The sequence below is a fragment of the Pseudonocardia kongjuensis genome (genome assembly GCF_039526905.1).
GTDB classification, from domain to species: Bacteria; Actinomycetota; Actinomycetes; order Mycobacteriales; family Pseudonocardiaceae; genus Pseudonocardia; species Pseudonocardia kongjuensis.
The window spans coordinates 1-16,444 of the sequence record NZ_BAAAJK010000053.1; the positions used below are offsets into that span (position 1 = coordinate 1).

General features: G+C 69.6%; 10 protein-coding genes. 9 read left to right on the plus strand and 1 reads right to left on the minus strand.

Annotated elements, in window-relative coordinates; genetic code table 11:
* From ABD160_RS29665 to ABD160_RS29685, 5 genes are all read left to right on the plus strand, one after another.
* Positions 1 to 722: hypothetical protein (locus ABD160_RS29665; protein WP_344028811.1), on the plus strand; the 722-nt coding region annotated here is incomplete at its 5' end.
* 292 nt (positions 723 to 1,014) lie between these two features.
* Positions 1,015 to 1,575: a 50S ribosomal protein L10 gene (gene rplJ / locus ABD160_RS29670; protein ID WP_344028815.1), complete on the plus strand. Its 561-nt coding sequence runs from the start codon at positions 1,015 to 1,017 to the stop codon at positions 1,573 to 1,575.
* Between the two features lie 41 nt (positions 1,576 to 1,616).
* Positions 1,617 to 2,009 (plus strand): 50S ribosomal protein L7/L12, encoded by a 393-nt coding sequence (gene rplL / locus ABD160_RS29675; protein ID WP_344028818.1) that lies wholly within the window; start codon positions 1,617 to 1,619, stop codon positions 2,007 to 2,009.
* 575 nt (positions 2,010 to 2,584) lie between these two features.
* A complete protein-coding gene (rpoB, locus tag ABD160_RS29680) occupies positions 2,585 to 6,082 on the plus strand; it encodes a DNA-directed RNA polymerase subunit beta (RefSeq protein ID WP_344028820.1) in 3,498 nt (1,165 codons plus the stop codon).
* Between the two features lie 49 nt (positions 6,083 to 6,131).
* Positions 6,132 to 10,043 (plus strand): DNA-directed RNA polymerase subunit beta', encoded by a 3,912-nt coding sequence (locus ABD160_RS29685; protein WP_344028823.1) that lies wholly within the window; start codon positions 6,132 to 6,134, stop codon positions 10,041 to 10,043.
* Positions 10,044 to 10,249: 206 nt separating this feature from the next.
* On the opposite strand, the gene ABD160_RS29690 is transcribed toward ABD160_RS29685, so the two are convergent.
* Complete coding sequence (locus ABD160_RS29690; RefSeq protein WP_344028826.1) at positions 10,250 to 11,146, minus strand: alpha/beta hydrolase; 897 nt, start codon at positions 11,144 to 11,146, stop codon at positions 10,250 to 10,252.
* A 622-nt stretch (positions 11,147 to 11,768) separates the two neighbouring features.
* On the opposite strand from ABD160_RS29690, the gene rpsL reads away from it, so the two are divergent.
* The 4 genes from rpsL to tuf all read left to right on the plus strand — a co-directional run bounded on the left by rpsL (position 11,769) and on the right by tuf (position 16,136).
* A complete protein-coding gene (gene rpsL, locus ABD160_RS29695) occupies positions 11,769 to 12,143 on the plus strand; it encodes a 30S ribosomal protein S12 (RefSeq protein WP_020622943.1) in 375 nt (124 codons plus the stop codon).
* Complete coding sequence (gene rpsG / locus ABD160_RS29700; RefSeq protein WP_344028829.1) at positions 12,143 to 12,613, plus strand: 30S ribosomal protein S7; 471 nt, start codon at positions 12,143 to 12,145, stop codon at positions 12,611 to 12,613. Before rpsL ends, rpsG begins: the two co-directional genes overlap by 1 nt.
* A 47-nt stretch (positions 12,614 to 12,660) precedes the next feature.
* Positions 12,661 to 14,763, plus strand: a complete 2,103-nt coding sequence (gene fusA, locus ABD160_RS29705) for an elongation factor G (protein ID WP_344028833.1) — start codon at positions 12,661 to 12,663, stop codon at positions 14,761 to 14,763.
* Positions 14,764 to 14,942: 179 nt separating this feature from the next.
* On the plus strand, positions 14,943 to 16,136 hold the full coding sequence (gene tuf / locus ABD160_RS29710; RefSeq protein WP_344028836.1) for an elongation factor Tu: 1,194 nt from the start codon (positions 14,943 to 14,945) through the stop codon (positions 16,134 to 16,136).
* The last annotated feature ends 308 nt before the right edge of the window (positions 16,137 to 16,444 follow it).

Consider the following 16,444-nt stretch of genomic DNA (forward strand, 5'->3'; position numbering starts at 1 on the left):
GCCCCGGCGGCCGCGCCGCCGAGGGCAGCCGCGCCGCCGAGGGCAGCCGCGCCGCCGAGGGCAGCGGCACCACCGAGGGCAGCAGCATCGGGGGCAGCAGCACCACCGGGGGCCCCGCCGGCCCGGGCAGCACCGGCCCGGCCGACACCGCGGACGACCCGCCGGCCCCCCGGGCGCGCGGCCGGGCCGCCGCCCTGCTCACCGCCCCGGCGACCACCCGGGGCGCCGCGGCGCTGCTCGCGGTCACCGTGCTGCTGACCGCGGCGGCGGTGTTCTTCGGCGTCTCCTGGTACCGCACCGCCTTCACCGGCTCGGCCGGGAACACCGCACTCACCGACGTCGGCGCCACCGCCCAGGTCAGCGAGCAGGTCACCGAGGCCGTCACCAAGGTCTACTCGTTCGACCACGCCCGGCTCCAGCAGGCCGAGGACGACGCCCGCGCCGTCATCACGCCGGAGTTCCAGCCCGAGTTCGACCGGATCTTCGGCAGCGTCCGGGAGCTCGCGCCGCAGCAGAACGCCGTCGTCACCGCGACGATCCCGAAGTCGGCGGTCGCCCGCATCGACGGCGACGACGCGTCGGTCTACGTGTTCGTCAACCAGGTCATCCGCCGCGAGGACGACGCCGGCGTGCCCCAGGAGGGCGCCGCTGCCGCCCGGCTGCGGGTCGACGCCCAGTTCGTCGACGGCCGCTGGAAGATCTCCGCCATGAACCCGGCCTGAACCCGGCCCGGGCCCGTCCCGCACCCCCGGTGCACGGGGGTGCGGGACGCAGGCGTACCGTTGTCGTCGATCCACCGAAGACCGCAGGTCTGCCCCCCGGACTCGTCCGGAGGCACGAAGGTCCCGGAGCACCGGGCGACCCGCGCAGGAGGACGAGGCGATGCAGGGCGCTCGGCGCCCGCACGATCTTCACGCCCCGTGCCCTGCGCACGGGGCGTTCGTCGTCTCTCGGGGTCCGGGCGGTGGCACACCGCAAGAGCACGAGGACCAACCACCCGAGAGGAGGGCAGCGATGGCACGACCCGACAAGGTCGCGGCGGTCGACGAGATCGCCAACCGGTTCCGCGAGTCATCCGCGTCGGTCGTCACCGAGTACCGCGGGCTCAGCGTCGCCAAGCTGACCCAGCTGCGCCGGGACCTGGGTGCGACCGCGAACTTCCGCGTCGCGAAGAACACCCTGGTCAAGCGTGCGGCAGCGGACGCCGGGGTGCAGGGTCTGGACGACCTGCTCGCCGGCCCGACCGCGATCGCGTTCATCCAGGGCGAGCCCGTCGACGCGGCGAAGGCGATCAAGACCTTCGCCAAGGAGAACCCGGGCCTGTCCATCAAGGGCGGGTACATGGACGGGCGCGCCCTGTCCACCGCCGAGGTGGAGCAGCTCGCGGACCTCGAGTCCCGCGAGGTGCTGCTCGGCAAGCTCGCCGGCGCGATGAAGGCCAACCTGTCGAAGGCGGCGACGCTGTTCAGCCAGCCGGCCTCGCAGGTCGCCCGGCTCGCCCAGGCGCTGGCCGACAAGAAGGCCGACGGCGAGCCCGCCCCGGCCGAGGCCGACGGCGACTCCGCCGAGAGCTGATCTCCACCACCCCCAGTCTGCTGTAGAGAAAGGACGCCATCATGGCGAAGCTGTCCACCGACGAGCTGCTCGACGCCTTCAAGGAGCTCACCCTGATCGAGCTCTCGGACTTCGTGAAGAAGTTCGAGGAGACCTTCGACGTCACCGCCGCCGCCCCGGTCGCCGTCGCGGCCGCCGGCCCGGCCGCCGGTGGCGCCGCTGCTCCCGCCGAGGAGGAGAAGGACGAGTTCGACGTCGTCCTCGAGAGCGCCGGCGACAAGAAGATCCAGGTCATCAAGGTCGTCCGCGAGGTCGTCTCCGGGCTGGGCCTCAAGGAGGCCAAGGACCTCGTCGAGTCCGCCCCGAAGGCGCTCCTGGAGGCCGTGGGCAAGGACGCCGCCGAGGCCGCCAAGACCAAGCTCGAGGAGGCCGGCGCGAAGGTCTCCCTCAAGTGACCTCACGCTGAGCCGGGCGTGCCGCGCACGCCCACTCGCCCGGAGGGGCGGGACCCGCACCGGGTCCCGCCCCTCCGTCGTTGCCGGGCCGTCCGCCCGGTCGGCGCCCGGCCGGTGGCGACGATCATGAAAATCGCCCGGAACGGGCGAGGGGCCTACCGGTCGTCCCGGGCATTCGACCGCTCATCGACGGATCGGGGCTTGACTCGGTGCGCCGCGCAGGTCACTCTTGGACAACGATGGTTGCCTGAGTGTTGGAATCGGCGACCTGTCTCGACAGCTGCGTTCTGAGCAGCTATAGTCATTCTTTGCGCTGCCTGCGGCCAGGCTCTGCGCGCTTGCTACCGGGAAGTATCCGGGCCGGGACTGGTTCTGCCAGGCCGACCGCCGGAGAGGGTCCGGCGGAGCGCGTGTGGGGCCCGACCGCGTTCAGCAGTGCCTGACAACAGACGGCGTGCGACGTGGGCCCGCTATCGACCGTCGGTCCGGGGGAGACCCGATCGGATCGAGGGAGACGGTAGCGCTCGCCACCGGCGTACGCCAGACGAGAAGCGCAGTTCTCGGAAGGACGCATCTTGGCTGTCTCCCGCGCCGCCGCGACCACCTCGACCCTCTCCGCTTCGGCGAACCCGAACTACCCCGGCGCACCCACCCGGGTCAGCTTCGCGAAGATCGCCGAGCCGCTGGAGGTCCCGGACCTGCTCGACCTGCAGATCCAGTCCTACGAATGGCTGGTGGGCAGCGAGGCCTGGTTCCAGCGCCGGATCGAGGCCGGCGACGACCTTCCGGTCAGCGGTCTGGAGGAGATCCTCACCGAGATCTCCCCGATCGAGGACTTCTCCGGGTCGATGTCGCTGTCCTTCTCCGATCCCCGCTTCGACGAGGTCAAGGCCTCCGTCGAGGAGTGCCGGGACAAGGACATGACCTACGGGGCCCCGCTGTTCGTCACGGCGGAGTTCACCAACAACACCACCGGCGAGATCAAGTCCCAGACGGTCTTCATGGGCGAGTTCCCGGTGATGACCGACAAGGGCACCTTCATCATCAACGGCACCGAGCGTGTCGTGGTGTCCCAGCTCGTCCGGTCGCCCGGCGTCTACTTCGACCACGCGATCGACAAGACGACCGAGAAGGACGTCTACTCCGTCAAGATCATCCCGAGCCGGGGTGCCTGGCTGGAGTTCGACGTCGACAAGCGCGACACCGTCGGCGTCCGGATCGACCGCAAGCGCCGGCAGCCGGTCACCGTGCTGCTCAAGGCCCTCGGCTGGACCGCCGAGCAGATCGGCGAGCGCTTCGGCTTCTCCGAGACGATCATGACCACGCTGGAGAAGGACAACACCGCGGGTCAGGACGAGGCGCTGCTCGACATCTACCGCAAGCTGCGCCCCGGCGAGCCGCCGACGCGGGAGAGCGCCCAGGCCCTCCTGGAGAACCTGTTCTTCAAGGACAAGCGCTACGACATGGCCAAGGTCGGGCGCTACAAGGCCAACAAGAAGCTCGGTCTGGACATCGACAACTCGGTCGGCACGCTGACCGAGGAGGACGTCGCGACGACCATCGAGTACCTCGTCCGGCTGCACGCCGGCGAGACCACGATGACCGTCGGGGAGAACGAGATCCCGGTCGAGACCGACGACATCGACCACTTCGGCAACCGGCGCCTGCGCACCGTCGGCGAGCTGATCCAGAACCAGGTGCGGGTCGGCCTGTCCCGGACCGAGCGGGTGGTCCGTGAGCGGATGACCACGCAGGACGTCGAGGCCATCACGCCGCAGACCCTGATCAACACCCGGCCCATCACGGCCGCGATCCGGGAGTTCTTCGGCACCTCGCAGCTGTCCCAGTTCATGGACCAGCACAACCCGCTCGCGGGCCTGACCCACAAGCGCCGGCTCTCGGCGCTCGGCCCGGGCGGTCTGTCCCGGGAGCGGGCCGGCATGGAGGTCCGCGACGTCCACCCGTCGCACTACGGCCGGATGTGCCCGATCGAGACCCCGGAGGGCCCGAACATCGGCCTGATCGGGTCGCTGTCGTCGTTCGCCAGGGTCAACCCGTTCGGCTTCATCGAGACGCCGTACCGCAAGGTCGTCGACGGCGTGGTCACCTCGCAGATCGACTACCTGACGGCCGACGAGGAGGACCGCTTCGTCGTCGCCCAGGCCAACGCCCGGCTCAACGACGACGGCTCCTTCGCCGAGGACCGGGTGCTCGTCCGCCGCAAGGGCGGCGAGGTCGACCTGATCTCGCCCTCGGGCGTCGACTACATCGACGTCTCGCCGCGCCAGATGGTGTCGGTCGCGACGGCGATGATCCCGTTCCTCGAGCACGACGACGCGAACCGCGCGCTGATGGGCGCGAACATGCAGCGCCAGTCCGTGCCGCTGCTCCGCTCCGAGTCGCCGCTGGTCGGCACCGGCATGGAGCTGCGCGCCGCGGTCGACGCCGGCGACGTCGTGGTGGCCGAGCAGGCCGGTGTGGTCGAGGAGCTGTGCGCCGACTACATCACCGTCATGGACGACGAGGGGCAGCGTCAGACCTACCGTCTGAACAAGTTCCGCCGCTCGAACCAGGGCACCTGCAACAACCAGAAGCCGATCGTCGACGAGGGCGCGCGGGTCGAGGTGGGCCAGGTGCTCGCCGACGGTCCGTGCACCGAGAACGGCGAGATGGCGCTGGGCAAGAACCTGCTCGTGGCGATCATGCCGTGGGAGGGCCACAACTACGAGGACGCGATCATCCTGTCGCAGCGCCTCGTGCAGGACGACGTCCTCACCTCGATCCACATCGAGGAGCACGAGGTCGACGCCCGGGACACCAAGCTGGGTGCCGAGGAGATCACGCGGGACATCCCGAACGTCTCCGAGGACGTGCTCGCCGATCTCGACGAGCGCGGCATCATCCGGATCGGTGCCGAGGTCCAGCCCGGCGACATCCTGGTCGGCAAGGTCACCCCGAAGGGCGAGACCGAGCTGACCCCGGAGGAGCGGCTGCTGCGCGCGATCTTCGGTGAGAAGGCGCGCGAGGTGCGCGACACCTCGCTGAAGGTGCCGCACGGCGAGAACGGCAAGGTCATCGGCATCCGGGTCTTCTCCCGCGACGACGACGACGAGCTGGCTCCCGGCGTCAACGAGCTGGTCCGCGTGTACGTGGCCCAGAAGCGCAAGATCTCCGACGGCGACAAGCTCGCCGGCCGGCACGGCAACAAGGGCGTCATCGGCAAGATCCTCCCGGTGGAGGACATGCCGTTCCTCGCGGACGGCACGCCGGTCGACATCATCCTGAACACCCACGGTGTGCCGCGCCGGATGAACATCGGCCAGATCCTGGAGACCCACCTCGGGTGGATCGCCAAGACCGGCTGGGAGATCGAGGGCACGCCCGAGTGGGCCTCCCGGATGCCCGAGGAGCTGTACTCGGTGCCCGCCGACACGAAGACCGCGACCCCGGTCTTCGACGGCGCCCGCGAGCACGAGATCACCGGCCTGCTGGGCAGCACGCTGCCCAACCGGGACGGCGAGCGGATGGTCGGGTCGGACGGCAAGGCGAACCTGCTGGACGGCCGCTCCGGCGAGCCGTACCCGTTCCCGGTCGCGGTCGGCTACATGTACATCCTGAAGCTGGCCCACCTGGTGGACGACAAGATCCACGCCCGGTCCACCGGCCCGTACTCGATGATCACCCAGCAGCCGCTGGGCGGTAAGGCGCAGTTCGGTGGCCAGCGCTTCGGTGAGATGGAGTGCTGGGCGATGCAGGCGTACGGCGCGGCGTACACCCTGCAGGAGCTGCTGACGATCAAGTCCGACGACGTCGTGGGCCGGGTCAAGGTCTACGAGGCGATCGTCAAGGGCGAGAACATCCCGGAGCCGGGGATCCCCGAGTCGTTCAAGGTGCTGCTGAAGGAGCTTCAGTCGCTCTGCCTGAACGTCGAGGTGCTCTCCAGCGACGGTGCGGCGATCGAGATGCGGGACGCCGACGACGAGGACCTCGAGCGCGCCGCGGCGAACCTGGGCATCAACCTGTCCAGCCGCCCCGGCTCGGAGTCGATGACCGTCGACGACGTCGTCAACTGACCCTGCCGTTCGACTAGCCGACCTTAAAACGAAGAAACAGAGGACTTACGTGCTCGACGTCAACTTCTTCGACGAACTGCGCATCGGCCTGGCCACCGCCGAAGGCATCCGCCAGTGGTCGCACGGTGAGGTCAAGAAGCCCGAGACCATCAACTACCGCACCCTGAAGCCGGAGAAGGACGGGCTCTTCTGCGAGAAGATCTTCGGTCCGACCCGGGACTGGGAGTGCTACTGCGGCAAGTACAAGCGCGTCCGGTTCAAGGGCATCATCTGCGAGCGCTGCGGCGTCGAGGTCACCCGCGCCAAGGTGCGGCGTGAGCGGATGGGCCACATCGAGCTGGCCGCGCCGGTCACCCACATCTGGTACTTCAAGGGCGTCCCGAGCCGGCTGGGCTACCTGCTCGACCTGGCTCCCAAGGACCTCGAGAAGATCATCTACTTCGCGGCGTACGTGATCACCTCGGTGAACACGGAGCTGCGGCACAACGACATGTCCACGCTCGAGAACGAGATGAGCGTGGAGCGCCGGCGGATCGAGCAGACCCGCGACGCCGACCTGGAGGCCCGGGCCCAGAAGCTCGAGGCCGACATCGCCGAGCTCGAGGCCGAGGGTGCCAAGGGCGACGTCCGGCGCAAGGTCAAGGACGGCGGCGAGCGGGAGATGCGCCAGCTCCGCGACCGGGCCCAGCGCGAGCTGGACCGGCTCGACGAGATCTGGACCACCTTCACCAAGCTGGACGTCCAGCAGCTGATCGCGGACGAGTCGATCTACCGCGAGCTGTACGACCGCTACGGCGACTACTTCACCGGTGCCATGGGTGCCGAGGCGATCCAGAAGCTGCTGGAGAACTTCGACATCGAGGCCGAGGCCGAGAAGCTGCGCGAGATCATCCGGTCCGGCAAGGGCCAGAAGAAGCTGCGCGCGCTCAAGCGGCTGAAGGTCGTCGCGGCGTTCCAGTCCACCGGCAACTCGCCGATGGGCATGGTGCTCGACTGCGTCCCGGTCATCCCGCCGGACCTGCGCCCGATGGTGCAGCTCGACGGTGGCCGCTTCGCGACGTCGGACCTGAACGACCTGTACCGCCGGGTCATCAACCGGAACAACCGCCTCAAGCGACTGATCGACCTCGGCGCGCCCGAGATCATCGTCAACAACGAGAAGCGGATGCTGCAGGAGGCCGTCGACGCGCTGTTCGACAACGGCCGCCGCGGCCGGCCGGTGACCGGGCCGGGCAACCGCCCGCTCAAGTCGCTGTCCGACCTGCTCAAGGGCAAGCAGGGCCGGTTCCGGCAGAACCTGCTCGGCAAGCGCGTCGACTACTCCGGCCGTTCGGTCATCGTCGTCGGCCCGCAGCTGAAGCTGCACCAGTGCGGCCTGCCCAAGCAGATGGCGCTGGAGCTGTTCAAGCCGTTCGTGATGAAGCGCCTGGTGGACCTCAACCACGCGCAGAACATCAAGTCGGCCAAGCGGATGGTCGAGCGCGGCCGCTCGCAGGTGTGGGACGTGCTGGAGGAGGTCATCTCCGAGCACCCGGTGCTGCTGAACCGGGCGCCCACGCTGCACCGCCTCGGCATCCAGGCCTTCGAGCCGCAGCTGGTGGAGGGCAAGGCCATCCAGCTGCACCCGCTGGTCTGCGAGGCGTTCAACGCGGACTTCGACGGTGACCAGATGGCGGTGCACCTGCCGCTGTCGGCCGAGGCGCAGTCCGAGGCCCGGGTGCTGATGCTGTCGTCGAACAACATCCTGTCCCCGGCGTCCGGCCGCCCGCTGGCGATGCCGCGCCTGGACATGGTGACGGGTCTGTTCCACCTGACCCGCCAGCGCGACGAGGCCGAGGGCGCCGGCAACCACTACGGCTCGTCGGCCGAGGCGATCATGGCCTACGACCGGAAGGTGCTGCACCTCCAGGCGCCGATCAAGATCCGGCTCCCGCAGGTCGTGCCCACCCCGGGTGCCGCTGCCGAGTCGGTCACCGAGGAGGGCGTCTGGACGGCGGAGACGACCCTGGGCCGGGTGCTGTTCAACGAGCTCCTGCCCGCGGACTACCCGTACGTCAACGAGCCGCTGCCCAAGAAGCGCCAGGCCGCGATCATCAACGACCTGGCCGAGCGCTACTCGATGACCGAGGTCGCGCAGGTCCTGGACCGGCTCAAGGACGCGGGCTTCTACTGGGCGACCCGCTCCGGCGTCACCCTCGCCATCGACGACGTCGTGGTCCCCCCGCGCAAGCAGGAGATCCTCGACTCGTACGAGGCGAAGGCCGACCAGATCAACAAGCGCTACCAGCGTGGTGCCCTGTCGCACCAGGAGCGCAACGACGAGATGGTCAAGATCTGGTCGCAGGCCTCCGAGGAGGTCGCGCGGGCGATGGAGGAGAACTTCCCCCAGGACAACCCGATCCCGACGATCGTGCAGTCCGGTGCCGCGGGCAACATGGCCCAGGTCCGCCAGCTGGCGGGCATGAAGGGCCTGGTGGCGAACCCCAAGGGCGAGTACATCCCGCGGCCGATCAAGTCGAACTTCCGCGAGGGCCTGTCCGTGCTGGAGTACTTCATCTCCACGCACGGCACCCGGAAGGGTCTGGCGGACACCGCGCTGCGGACCGCCGACTCGGGTTACCTGACCCGGCGGCTGGTCGACGTGTCGCAGGACGTCATCGTCCGCGAGGTCGACTGCGGCACCGAGCGCGCCATCCCGATGGCGGTCACCGAGGAGACCAGCGACGGGCGGCTCATCCCGCACCGTTACCTGCGCACCTCGGTCTACGCCCGGACCTCCGGCGAGGAGGTCACCGCGCCCGACGGCACGGTCATCGTCCGCAAGGGCGACGACCTCGGTGACCCCGCACTGGACGCGCTGGTCGAGGCCGGCGTGAAGACGATCCGGGTGCGGTCCGCGCTGACCTGCGCGTCGGCCACCGGCATCTGCGGCATGTGCTACGGCCGCTCGATGGCGACCGGCAAGCTGGTCGACGTCGGCGAGGCCGTCGGCATCGTCGCCGCCCAGTCGATCGGTGAGCCGGGCACGCAGCTGACGATGCGTACCTTCCACATCGGCGGCGTGGCCGGCGACGACATCACGACCGGTCTGCCGCGTGTCACCGAGCTCTTCGAGGCCCGGGTCCCGCGCGGCAAGGCGCCGATCGCCGACGTCGACGGCCGCATCCGCATCGAGGACGGCGACCGCTTCTGGAAGATCACGCTGATCCCGGACGACGGCGGCGAGGAGATCGTCTACGAGAAGCTGTCCAAGCGGCAGTGGCTCGGGATGACCTCGGTCGACGGCGTCGAGCGGCCGCTGGCCGACGGCGACCACGTGACGGTCGGCCAGCTGCTCCTCGAGGGCACGGCGGACCCGCACGAGGTGCTGCGCGTCATGGGCCCGCGCGAGGTGCAGCTGCACCTGGTGCGTGAGGTGCAGAAGGTGTACCGCACGCAGAGCGTGGACATCCACGACAAGCACATCGAGGTCATCGTCCGGCAGATGCTGCGCCGGGTCACGATCATCGACTCCGGTGCGACCGAGTTCCTGCCCGGCGCGCTCGCCGAGCGGGGCGAGTTCGAGTCGGAGAACCGGCGCGTGGTGGCCGAGGGCAACGAGCCGGCCTCCGGCCGTCCGGTCCTCATGGGCATCACCAAGGCCTCGCTGGCGACGGAGTCGTGGCTGTCCGCGGCCTCGTTCCAGGAGACCACCCGGATCCTCACCGATGCCGCGATCAACGGAAAGCGCGACAAGCTCGTCGGGCTCAAGGAGAACGTGATCATCGGCAAGCTGATCCCGGCCGGCACCGGCATCAACCGGTACCGCAACATCCAGGTCCAGCCCACGGAGGAGGCCCGCGCGGCCGCCTACGCGCTGCCGAGCTACGACGACGGCTTCTACAGCCCCGACGTGTTCGGCACGGGCACCGGTGCCGCGGTGCCGCTGGACGACTACGACTTCGGCCGCGACTACCGCTAGGTGGTCGCACGCCCCGGGTCCGCGACGGCGGGCCCGGGGCACCGGAGAGGTCCCGGACGGGGCCGGACACCGCTCTCCCGTGGTGGTGTCCGGCCCCGTTCGTGCGTCCGGACCAAGCGGCACACCCCCTCGACCCGCCGCACACCCGCTGCGCCCGGTGTGCGGCAGGGCGGACGGGTGTGCGGCCGCGGGGTCAGGGGGTGGGGTCAGCGGGTGCAGTCGGCGCGCAGGGCGAGGCCGAGCGTGCGGAGCGCGTCGTCGGCCTCGGCGAGGAGGCCGGCGAGGACCGGGAAGGCGTGCCACATCCCGGCCACCCGGGAGTACGTCACGGGCGTGCCGGCGGCGCGGGCCCGCTCCACCAGCGCGTCCGCGTCGTCGACGAGCACCTCCTCGGCGCCGGCCACCACGTGCAGCGGCGGGAGCCCGGCGAGATCGGCGTCGAGCGGGCTGAGCTCGGGCGCCCCGGCGCGGCTGCCGGTGTAGTCGGCGACCGCCGACGCCAGCCACGACGGGTCCAGCATCGCGTCGCTGGACGCGTTGCGGGACAGCGCATCCGCGGTCAGGGTGAGGTCCAGCCACGGCGAGATGAGCCCGACCGCGCCGGGCAGCTCCTCGCCCTCGGCGCGCAGCCGCAGCAGCAGCGACACGGCCAGCCCGCCCCCCGCGGAATCACCGGCCACCGCGATGCGTTGTGCAGGGTGTCCGGCGGCACGCAGCGCGTGCCAGGCGGCCAGCGCGTCGTCCAGGGCGGCCGGGAACGGGTGCTCGGGCGCCAGCCGGTACGCGGGCACGTGCACCGGCGTCCCGGTGGCCCGGGCCAGGCCGGCCACCAGCGGCCGGTGCGAGGCGGGCGAGCCGACCAGATAGCCGCCGCCGTGCAGGTAGATCACCCGGTGCGGGCCGAACGGCCCGGCCGGCGCGATCACCTCGGTGCGGACACCACCGAGCTCGCCGTGCGCGCGGCGGGTGCCGCGGGGGAGGGGGAGCGAGGCGCCGACGAGGTCGAGTCCGGCACGCCGGACGGCTACCGGTAGGGTCGGCGACAGGAGCGGCGCGACGAGCGCACGCGTGGCGAATCGGTTGACGGCCGTCGGCAGGTGCATACCGGACGGTAACCGGAATCGCGGGCGGCCGAGAGGCGGCCCGCATCCGGTGCGGCACACCGATCGCCCATCTCCGGCCCGGACGCGCCGAGCGGCCGACGGTCTGCGACGAGCGGGTGAGTCCGCTTGCCAGGGACTGTCGTCTACGGCAGGGTCCGGGTCAGCAGGTCTCCTCCGGAGCTCATCTCCGGTGGATCAGAGGTCTTCCGAAGCCCCCGGAGGACCCGGAGCGGTGTCCGTGAGGGACCCGCTTTGACCGCCTTCAAGAGGGCCGAGTATCCTCGTGTCTTGCGCTCGACTCCGGTCGGGCGAGTCCGCGTGCCCCGTGGCGTACAGGTCCGAGCCGGTTGTCCCGGCCGGGCCGGCACTGCGTCCCGGTGACGGGCACGGTGGACGTCCCGACAGCCTCCGCGGGGCCCTTCCGGCTCCGAGCGTGCCCGGGGCGACACGCCCGACCTCGGGGATCGGAGCGACGGGCGGCCCGCGAGCAGCGACTCGCCGGAGCCGCTCCGGCGCCCGCCCCCCGGGGCACCGGCAGGGCCGGCAGTGCGAACACAGATGCGAACACAGAACAGCGACGAGCGAGACAGTCGAGCCACCGACGGGAAGAAGCAGACGGTTCATGCCCACGATCCAGCAGCTGGTCCGAAAGGGCCGTGAGGACAAGGTCTCGAAGACCAAGACGGCCGCGCTGAAGGGGAGCCCCCAGCGCCGCGGCGTCTGCACGCGCGTCTACACGACCACTCCGAAGAAGCCGAACTCCGCGCTGCGCAAGGTCGCCCGCGTGCGCCTGTCGAGCGGCATCGAGGTCACCGCCTACATCCCCGGTGAGGGCCACAACCTGCAGGAGCACTCGATCGTGCTGGTGCGCGGCGGGCGAGTGAAGGACCTCCCGGGTGTGCGGTACAAGGTGATCCGCGGATCGCTGGACACCCAGGGCGTCAAGAACCGCAAGCAGTCCCGCAGCCGCTACGGCGCGAAGAAGGAGAAGAGCTGATGCCCCGCAAGGGCCCCGCCCCGAAGCGTCCGCTGGTCTCGGACCCGGTCTACGGCTCGCCGCTGGTCACCCAGCTGGTGAACAAGGTGCTCAAGGACGGCAAGCGTTCGCTGGCCGAGCGCATCGTCTACGCCGCCCTGGAGGGCACCCGCGACAAGACCGGCACCGACCCGGTCGTCACGCTCAAGCGCGCGCTGGACAACGTGAAGCCGGCCCTCGAGGTGCGCAGCCGCCGCGTCGGTGGCGCCACCTACCAGGTGCCGGTGGAGGTGCGCGCCTCCCGGCAGACCACCCTGGGTCTGCGCTGGCTGGTGACCTACTCGGCCCAGCGCCGCGAGAAGACCATGATCGAGCGGCTGATGAACGAGCTGCTCGATGCGAGCAACGGCCTCGGCGCCAGCGTCAAGCGGCGCGAGGACATGCACAAGATGGCGGAGTCGAACCGCGCCTTCGCCCACTACCGCTGGTGACCGGCCGACCGTCGGGCGCCAACTCGCGATCGAGGGAGAGCTGAGCAGTGGCAGCACAGGATGTGCTGACGGACCTCACGAAGGTCCGCAACATCGGCATCATGGCCCACATCGACGCCGGTAAGACCACCACCACCGAGCGGATCCTGTACTACACCGGGATCAACTACAAGCTCGGTGAGGTGCACGACGGCGCCGCCACCATGGACTGGATGGAGGAGGAGCAGAAGCGCGGCATCACGATCACGTCCGCCGCGACGACCTGCTTCTGGAAAGACCACCAGATCAACATCATCGACACCCCCGGGCACGTCGACTTCACCGTCGAGGTGGAGCGGTCCCTGCGGGTGCTCGACGGCGCCGTCGCGGTCTTCGACGGCAAGGAGGGCGTCGAGCCCCAGTCCGAGCAGGTCTGGCGCCAGGCGACCAAGTACGACGTCCCGCGGATCTGCTTCGTCAACAAGATGGACAAGCTGGGCGCGGACTTCTACTTCACCGTCCGCACCATCAAGGACCGGCTGAACGCGACCCCGCTGCCGCTGCAGATCCCGATCGGCTCGGAGAACGACTTCATCGGTGTCGTCGACCTGGTCCAGATGCGCGCGCTGACCTGGCGCGGCGAGGTGGCCAAGGGCGAGGACTACGCGGTCGAGGAGATCCCGGCCGACCTGCAGGAGCGGGCCGAGGAGTACCGCACCATGCTGGTCGAGGCGGTCGCCGAGACCGACGACGAGCTCATGGAGCTCTACCTCGGCGGCGAGGAGCTGACCACCGAGCAGATCAAGACCGGTATCCGGGCACTGGTGACCAACCGTGCCGCGTACCCGGTCCTGTGCGGCTCGGCGTTCAAGAACAAGGGCGTCCAGCCGATGCTGGACGCGGTCATCGACTACCTGCCGTCGCCGTACGACGTGCCGCCGGTCGAGGGCTTCCTGACCGACGGCGAGACCGCGGCGAGCCGCAAGCCGTCGAAGGACGAGCCGTTCTCGGCGCTCGCGTTCAAGATCGCCGCGCACCCGTTCTTCGGCAAGCTGACCTACGTCCGGGTGTACTCGGGCCGGGTCGCCGCCGGCGCGCAGATCATCAACTCGACCAAGGACCGCAAGGAGCGCATCGGGAAGCTCTTCCAGATGCACTCCAACAAGGAGAACCCGGTCGACGAGGCCATCGCGGGCCACATCTACGCGGTGATCGGCCTGAAGGACACGACCACCGGGGACACGCTCTGCGACCCGCAGAACCCGATCGTCCTCGAGTCGATGACCTTCCCGGACCCGGTCATCCAGGTGGCCGTCGAGCCGAAGTCGAAGGCGGACCAGGAGAAGCTCTCCCTGGCGATCCAGAAGCTGGCCGAGGAGGACCCGACGTTCCAGGTCTCCCTGGACGACGAGACCGGCCAGACGATCATCGCCGGCATGGGCGAGCTGCACCTCGAGGTGCTGGTCAACCGGATGAAGTCCGACTTCAAGGTCGAGGCGAACATCGGCAAGCCGCAGGTCGCCTACCGGGAGACCATCCGGCAGCCGGTCACCAAGTACGAGTACACGCACAAGAAGCAGACCGGTGGCTCGGGCCAGTTCGCCCGCGTCATCATCAGCCTCGAGCCGCTCACCGGCGGCGACGGTGCGCTGTACGAGTTCGAGAACAAGGTCACCGGTGGTCGCATCCCGCGGGAGTACATCCCGTCGGTCGACCAGGGTGTCCAGGACGCCATGCAGTACGGCATCCAGGCCGGCTACCCGGTGGTCGGCGTGAAGCTGACGCTGCTGGACGGGCAGTACCACGAGGTCGACTCCTCGGAGATGGCCTTCAAGGTCGCCGGTTCGATGGCGTTCAAGGAGGCGGCCCGCAAGGCGAGCCCCGCCATCCTCGAGCCGATGATGGCCGTCGAGGTCATGACGCCCGAGGACTACATGGGCGACGTCATCGGCGACCTCAACTCCCGCCGCGGCCAGGTCCAGGCCATGGAGGAGCGGGCAGGCGCCCGCGTCGTCAAGGCGCTCGTGCCGCTGTCCGAGATGTTCGGCTACGTCGGCGACCTGCGGTCGCGGACCCAGGGCCGGGCGAACTACACGATGGTCTTCGACTCCTACGCGGAGGTGCCGCAGAACGTGGCCAAGGAGATCATCGCGAAGGCGACGGGCGAGTAAGCATCGCAGCGAGCGCCAGCGAGCGAGGAACGCAGTAACGAGTTCCCCCGGGGCGGGCTCCGGCCCGACCTGCTCGGAGGGTGCGGTCCGCGGATCGGTAAGGTCCGCGGCCCGCACCTCACACCACCAGACCTGCCGTCAGCTCGGCGGAGAACAAGACAGTCCAGGAGGACCCAGCAGTGGCGAAGGCGAAGTTCGAGCGGACCAAGCCGCACGTCAACATCGGCACCATCGGTCACATCGACCACGGCAAGACCACGCTGACGGCGGCCATCACCAAGGTTCTGCACGACAAGTTCCCGAACCTCAACGAGGCTTCGGCGTTCGACATGATCGACAAGGCGCCCGAGGAGCGCCAGCGCGGTATCACGATCTCCATCGCGCACGTCGAGTACCAGACCGAGAAGCGGCACTACGCCCACGTGGACTGCCCCGGTCACGCCGACTACGTCAAGAACATGATCACCGGTGCCGCCCAGATGGACGGCGCGATCCTGGTGGTCGCGGCGACCGACGGCCCGATGCCGCAGACCCGTGAGCACGTGCTCCTGGCCCGCCAGGTCGGCGTGCCCTACATCGTCGTCGCGCTGAACAAGGCCGACATGGTCGACGACGAGGAGATCATGGAGCTCGTCGAGATGGAGGTCCGTGAGCTGCTGTCGGCTCAGGACTACCCGGGCGACGACCTCCCGATCGTCCGCGTCTCGGCGCTGAAGGCGCTCGAGGGCGACGACACCTGGGCCGAGGCCATCGTCCAGCTGATGGACGCGGTCGACGAGGCCATCCCGGAGCCGGAGCGGGACATCGAGAAGCCGTTCCTCATGCCGGTCGAGGACGTCTTCACGATCACCGGTCGCGGCACGGTCGTCACCGGCCGCATCGAGCGGGGCATCGTCAAGGTCAACGAGTCGGTCGACATCGTCGGCATCCGGCCCAACAAGACCTCGACCACCGTCACCGGTGTCGAGATGTTCCGCAAGATCCTCGACGAGGGCCGGGCCGGCGAGAACGTCGGTCTGCTCCTGCGCGGCATCAAGCGTGAGGACGTGGAGCGCGGCCAGGTCGTCGTGAAGCCGGGTTCGATCACCCCGCACACCGAGTTCGAGGGCCAGGTGTACATCCTGGGCAAGGACGAGGGCGGCCGTCACACCCCGTTCTTCAACAACTACCGTCCGCAGTTCTACTTCCGGACGACCGACGTGACCGGCGTCGTGACCCTCCCGCAGGGCACCGAGATGGTCATGCCGGGTGACAACACCACCATGAGCGTTCAGCTGATCCAGCCGATCGCCATGGAGGAGGGCCTGCAGTTCGCCATCCGTGAGGGTGGCCGGACCGTGGGTGCCGGACAGGTCACCAAGATCAACTCCTGAGGTGGCGGGGGCGGCCGGCCGGACCCGATCCGGCCGGCCGCCATCCGATCCACCCCCCGGTCGAGGGCGCTACACGAGCGTGTGGCATCCTTGACGGGTTGCACGATGAGCATGGCGCGCGGAAGCGCCGCCCCTGTTCCCGGACCTCCGGTAGTCCAGGTGTCGCGCCCCACGCGCCATGTTCCTTGTGACCCCCCGGCCGTGAGGCCGGGATAACCGAGCGACATGCCCGCCCCAAGGGGGTGGGACGCGGTGACCCGGGCACGACCATGGGAACCGGGCGCGACACGCCCGACCTCGTGGACCGG

Excerpts from the sequence above, each read along its gene's own strand:
- rplJ (WP_344028815.1), top strand. The coding sequence starts at position 1,015 with ATGGCACGACCCGACAAGGTCGCGGCGGTCGACGAGATCGCCAACCGG.
- rplL (WP_344028818.1), top strand. The coding sequence starts at position 1,617 with ATGGCGAAGCTGTCCACCGACGAGCTGCTCGACGCCTTCAAGGAGCTC.
- rpsL (WP_020622943.1), top strand. The coding sequence starts at position 11,769 with ATGCCCACGATCCAGCAGCTGGTCCGAAAGGGCCGTGAGGACAAGGTC.
- rpsG (WP_344028829.1), top strand. The coding sequence starts at position 12,143 with ATGCCCCGCAAGGGCCCCGCCCCGAAGCGTCCGCTGGTCTCGGACCCG.
- ABD160_RS29690 (WP_344028826.1), bottom strand. The coding sequence starts at position 11,146 with ATGCACCTGCCGACGGCCGTCAACCGATTCGCCACGCGTGCGCTCGTC.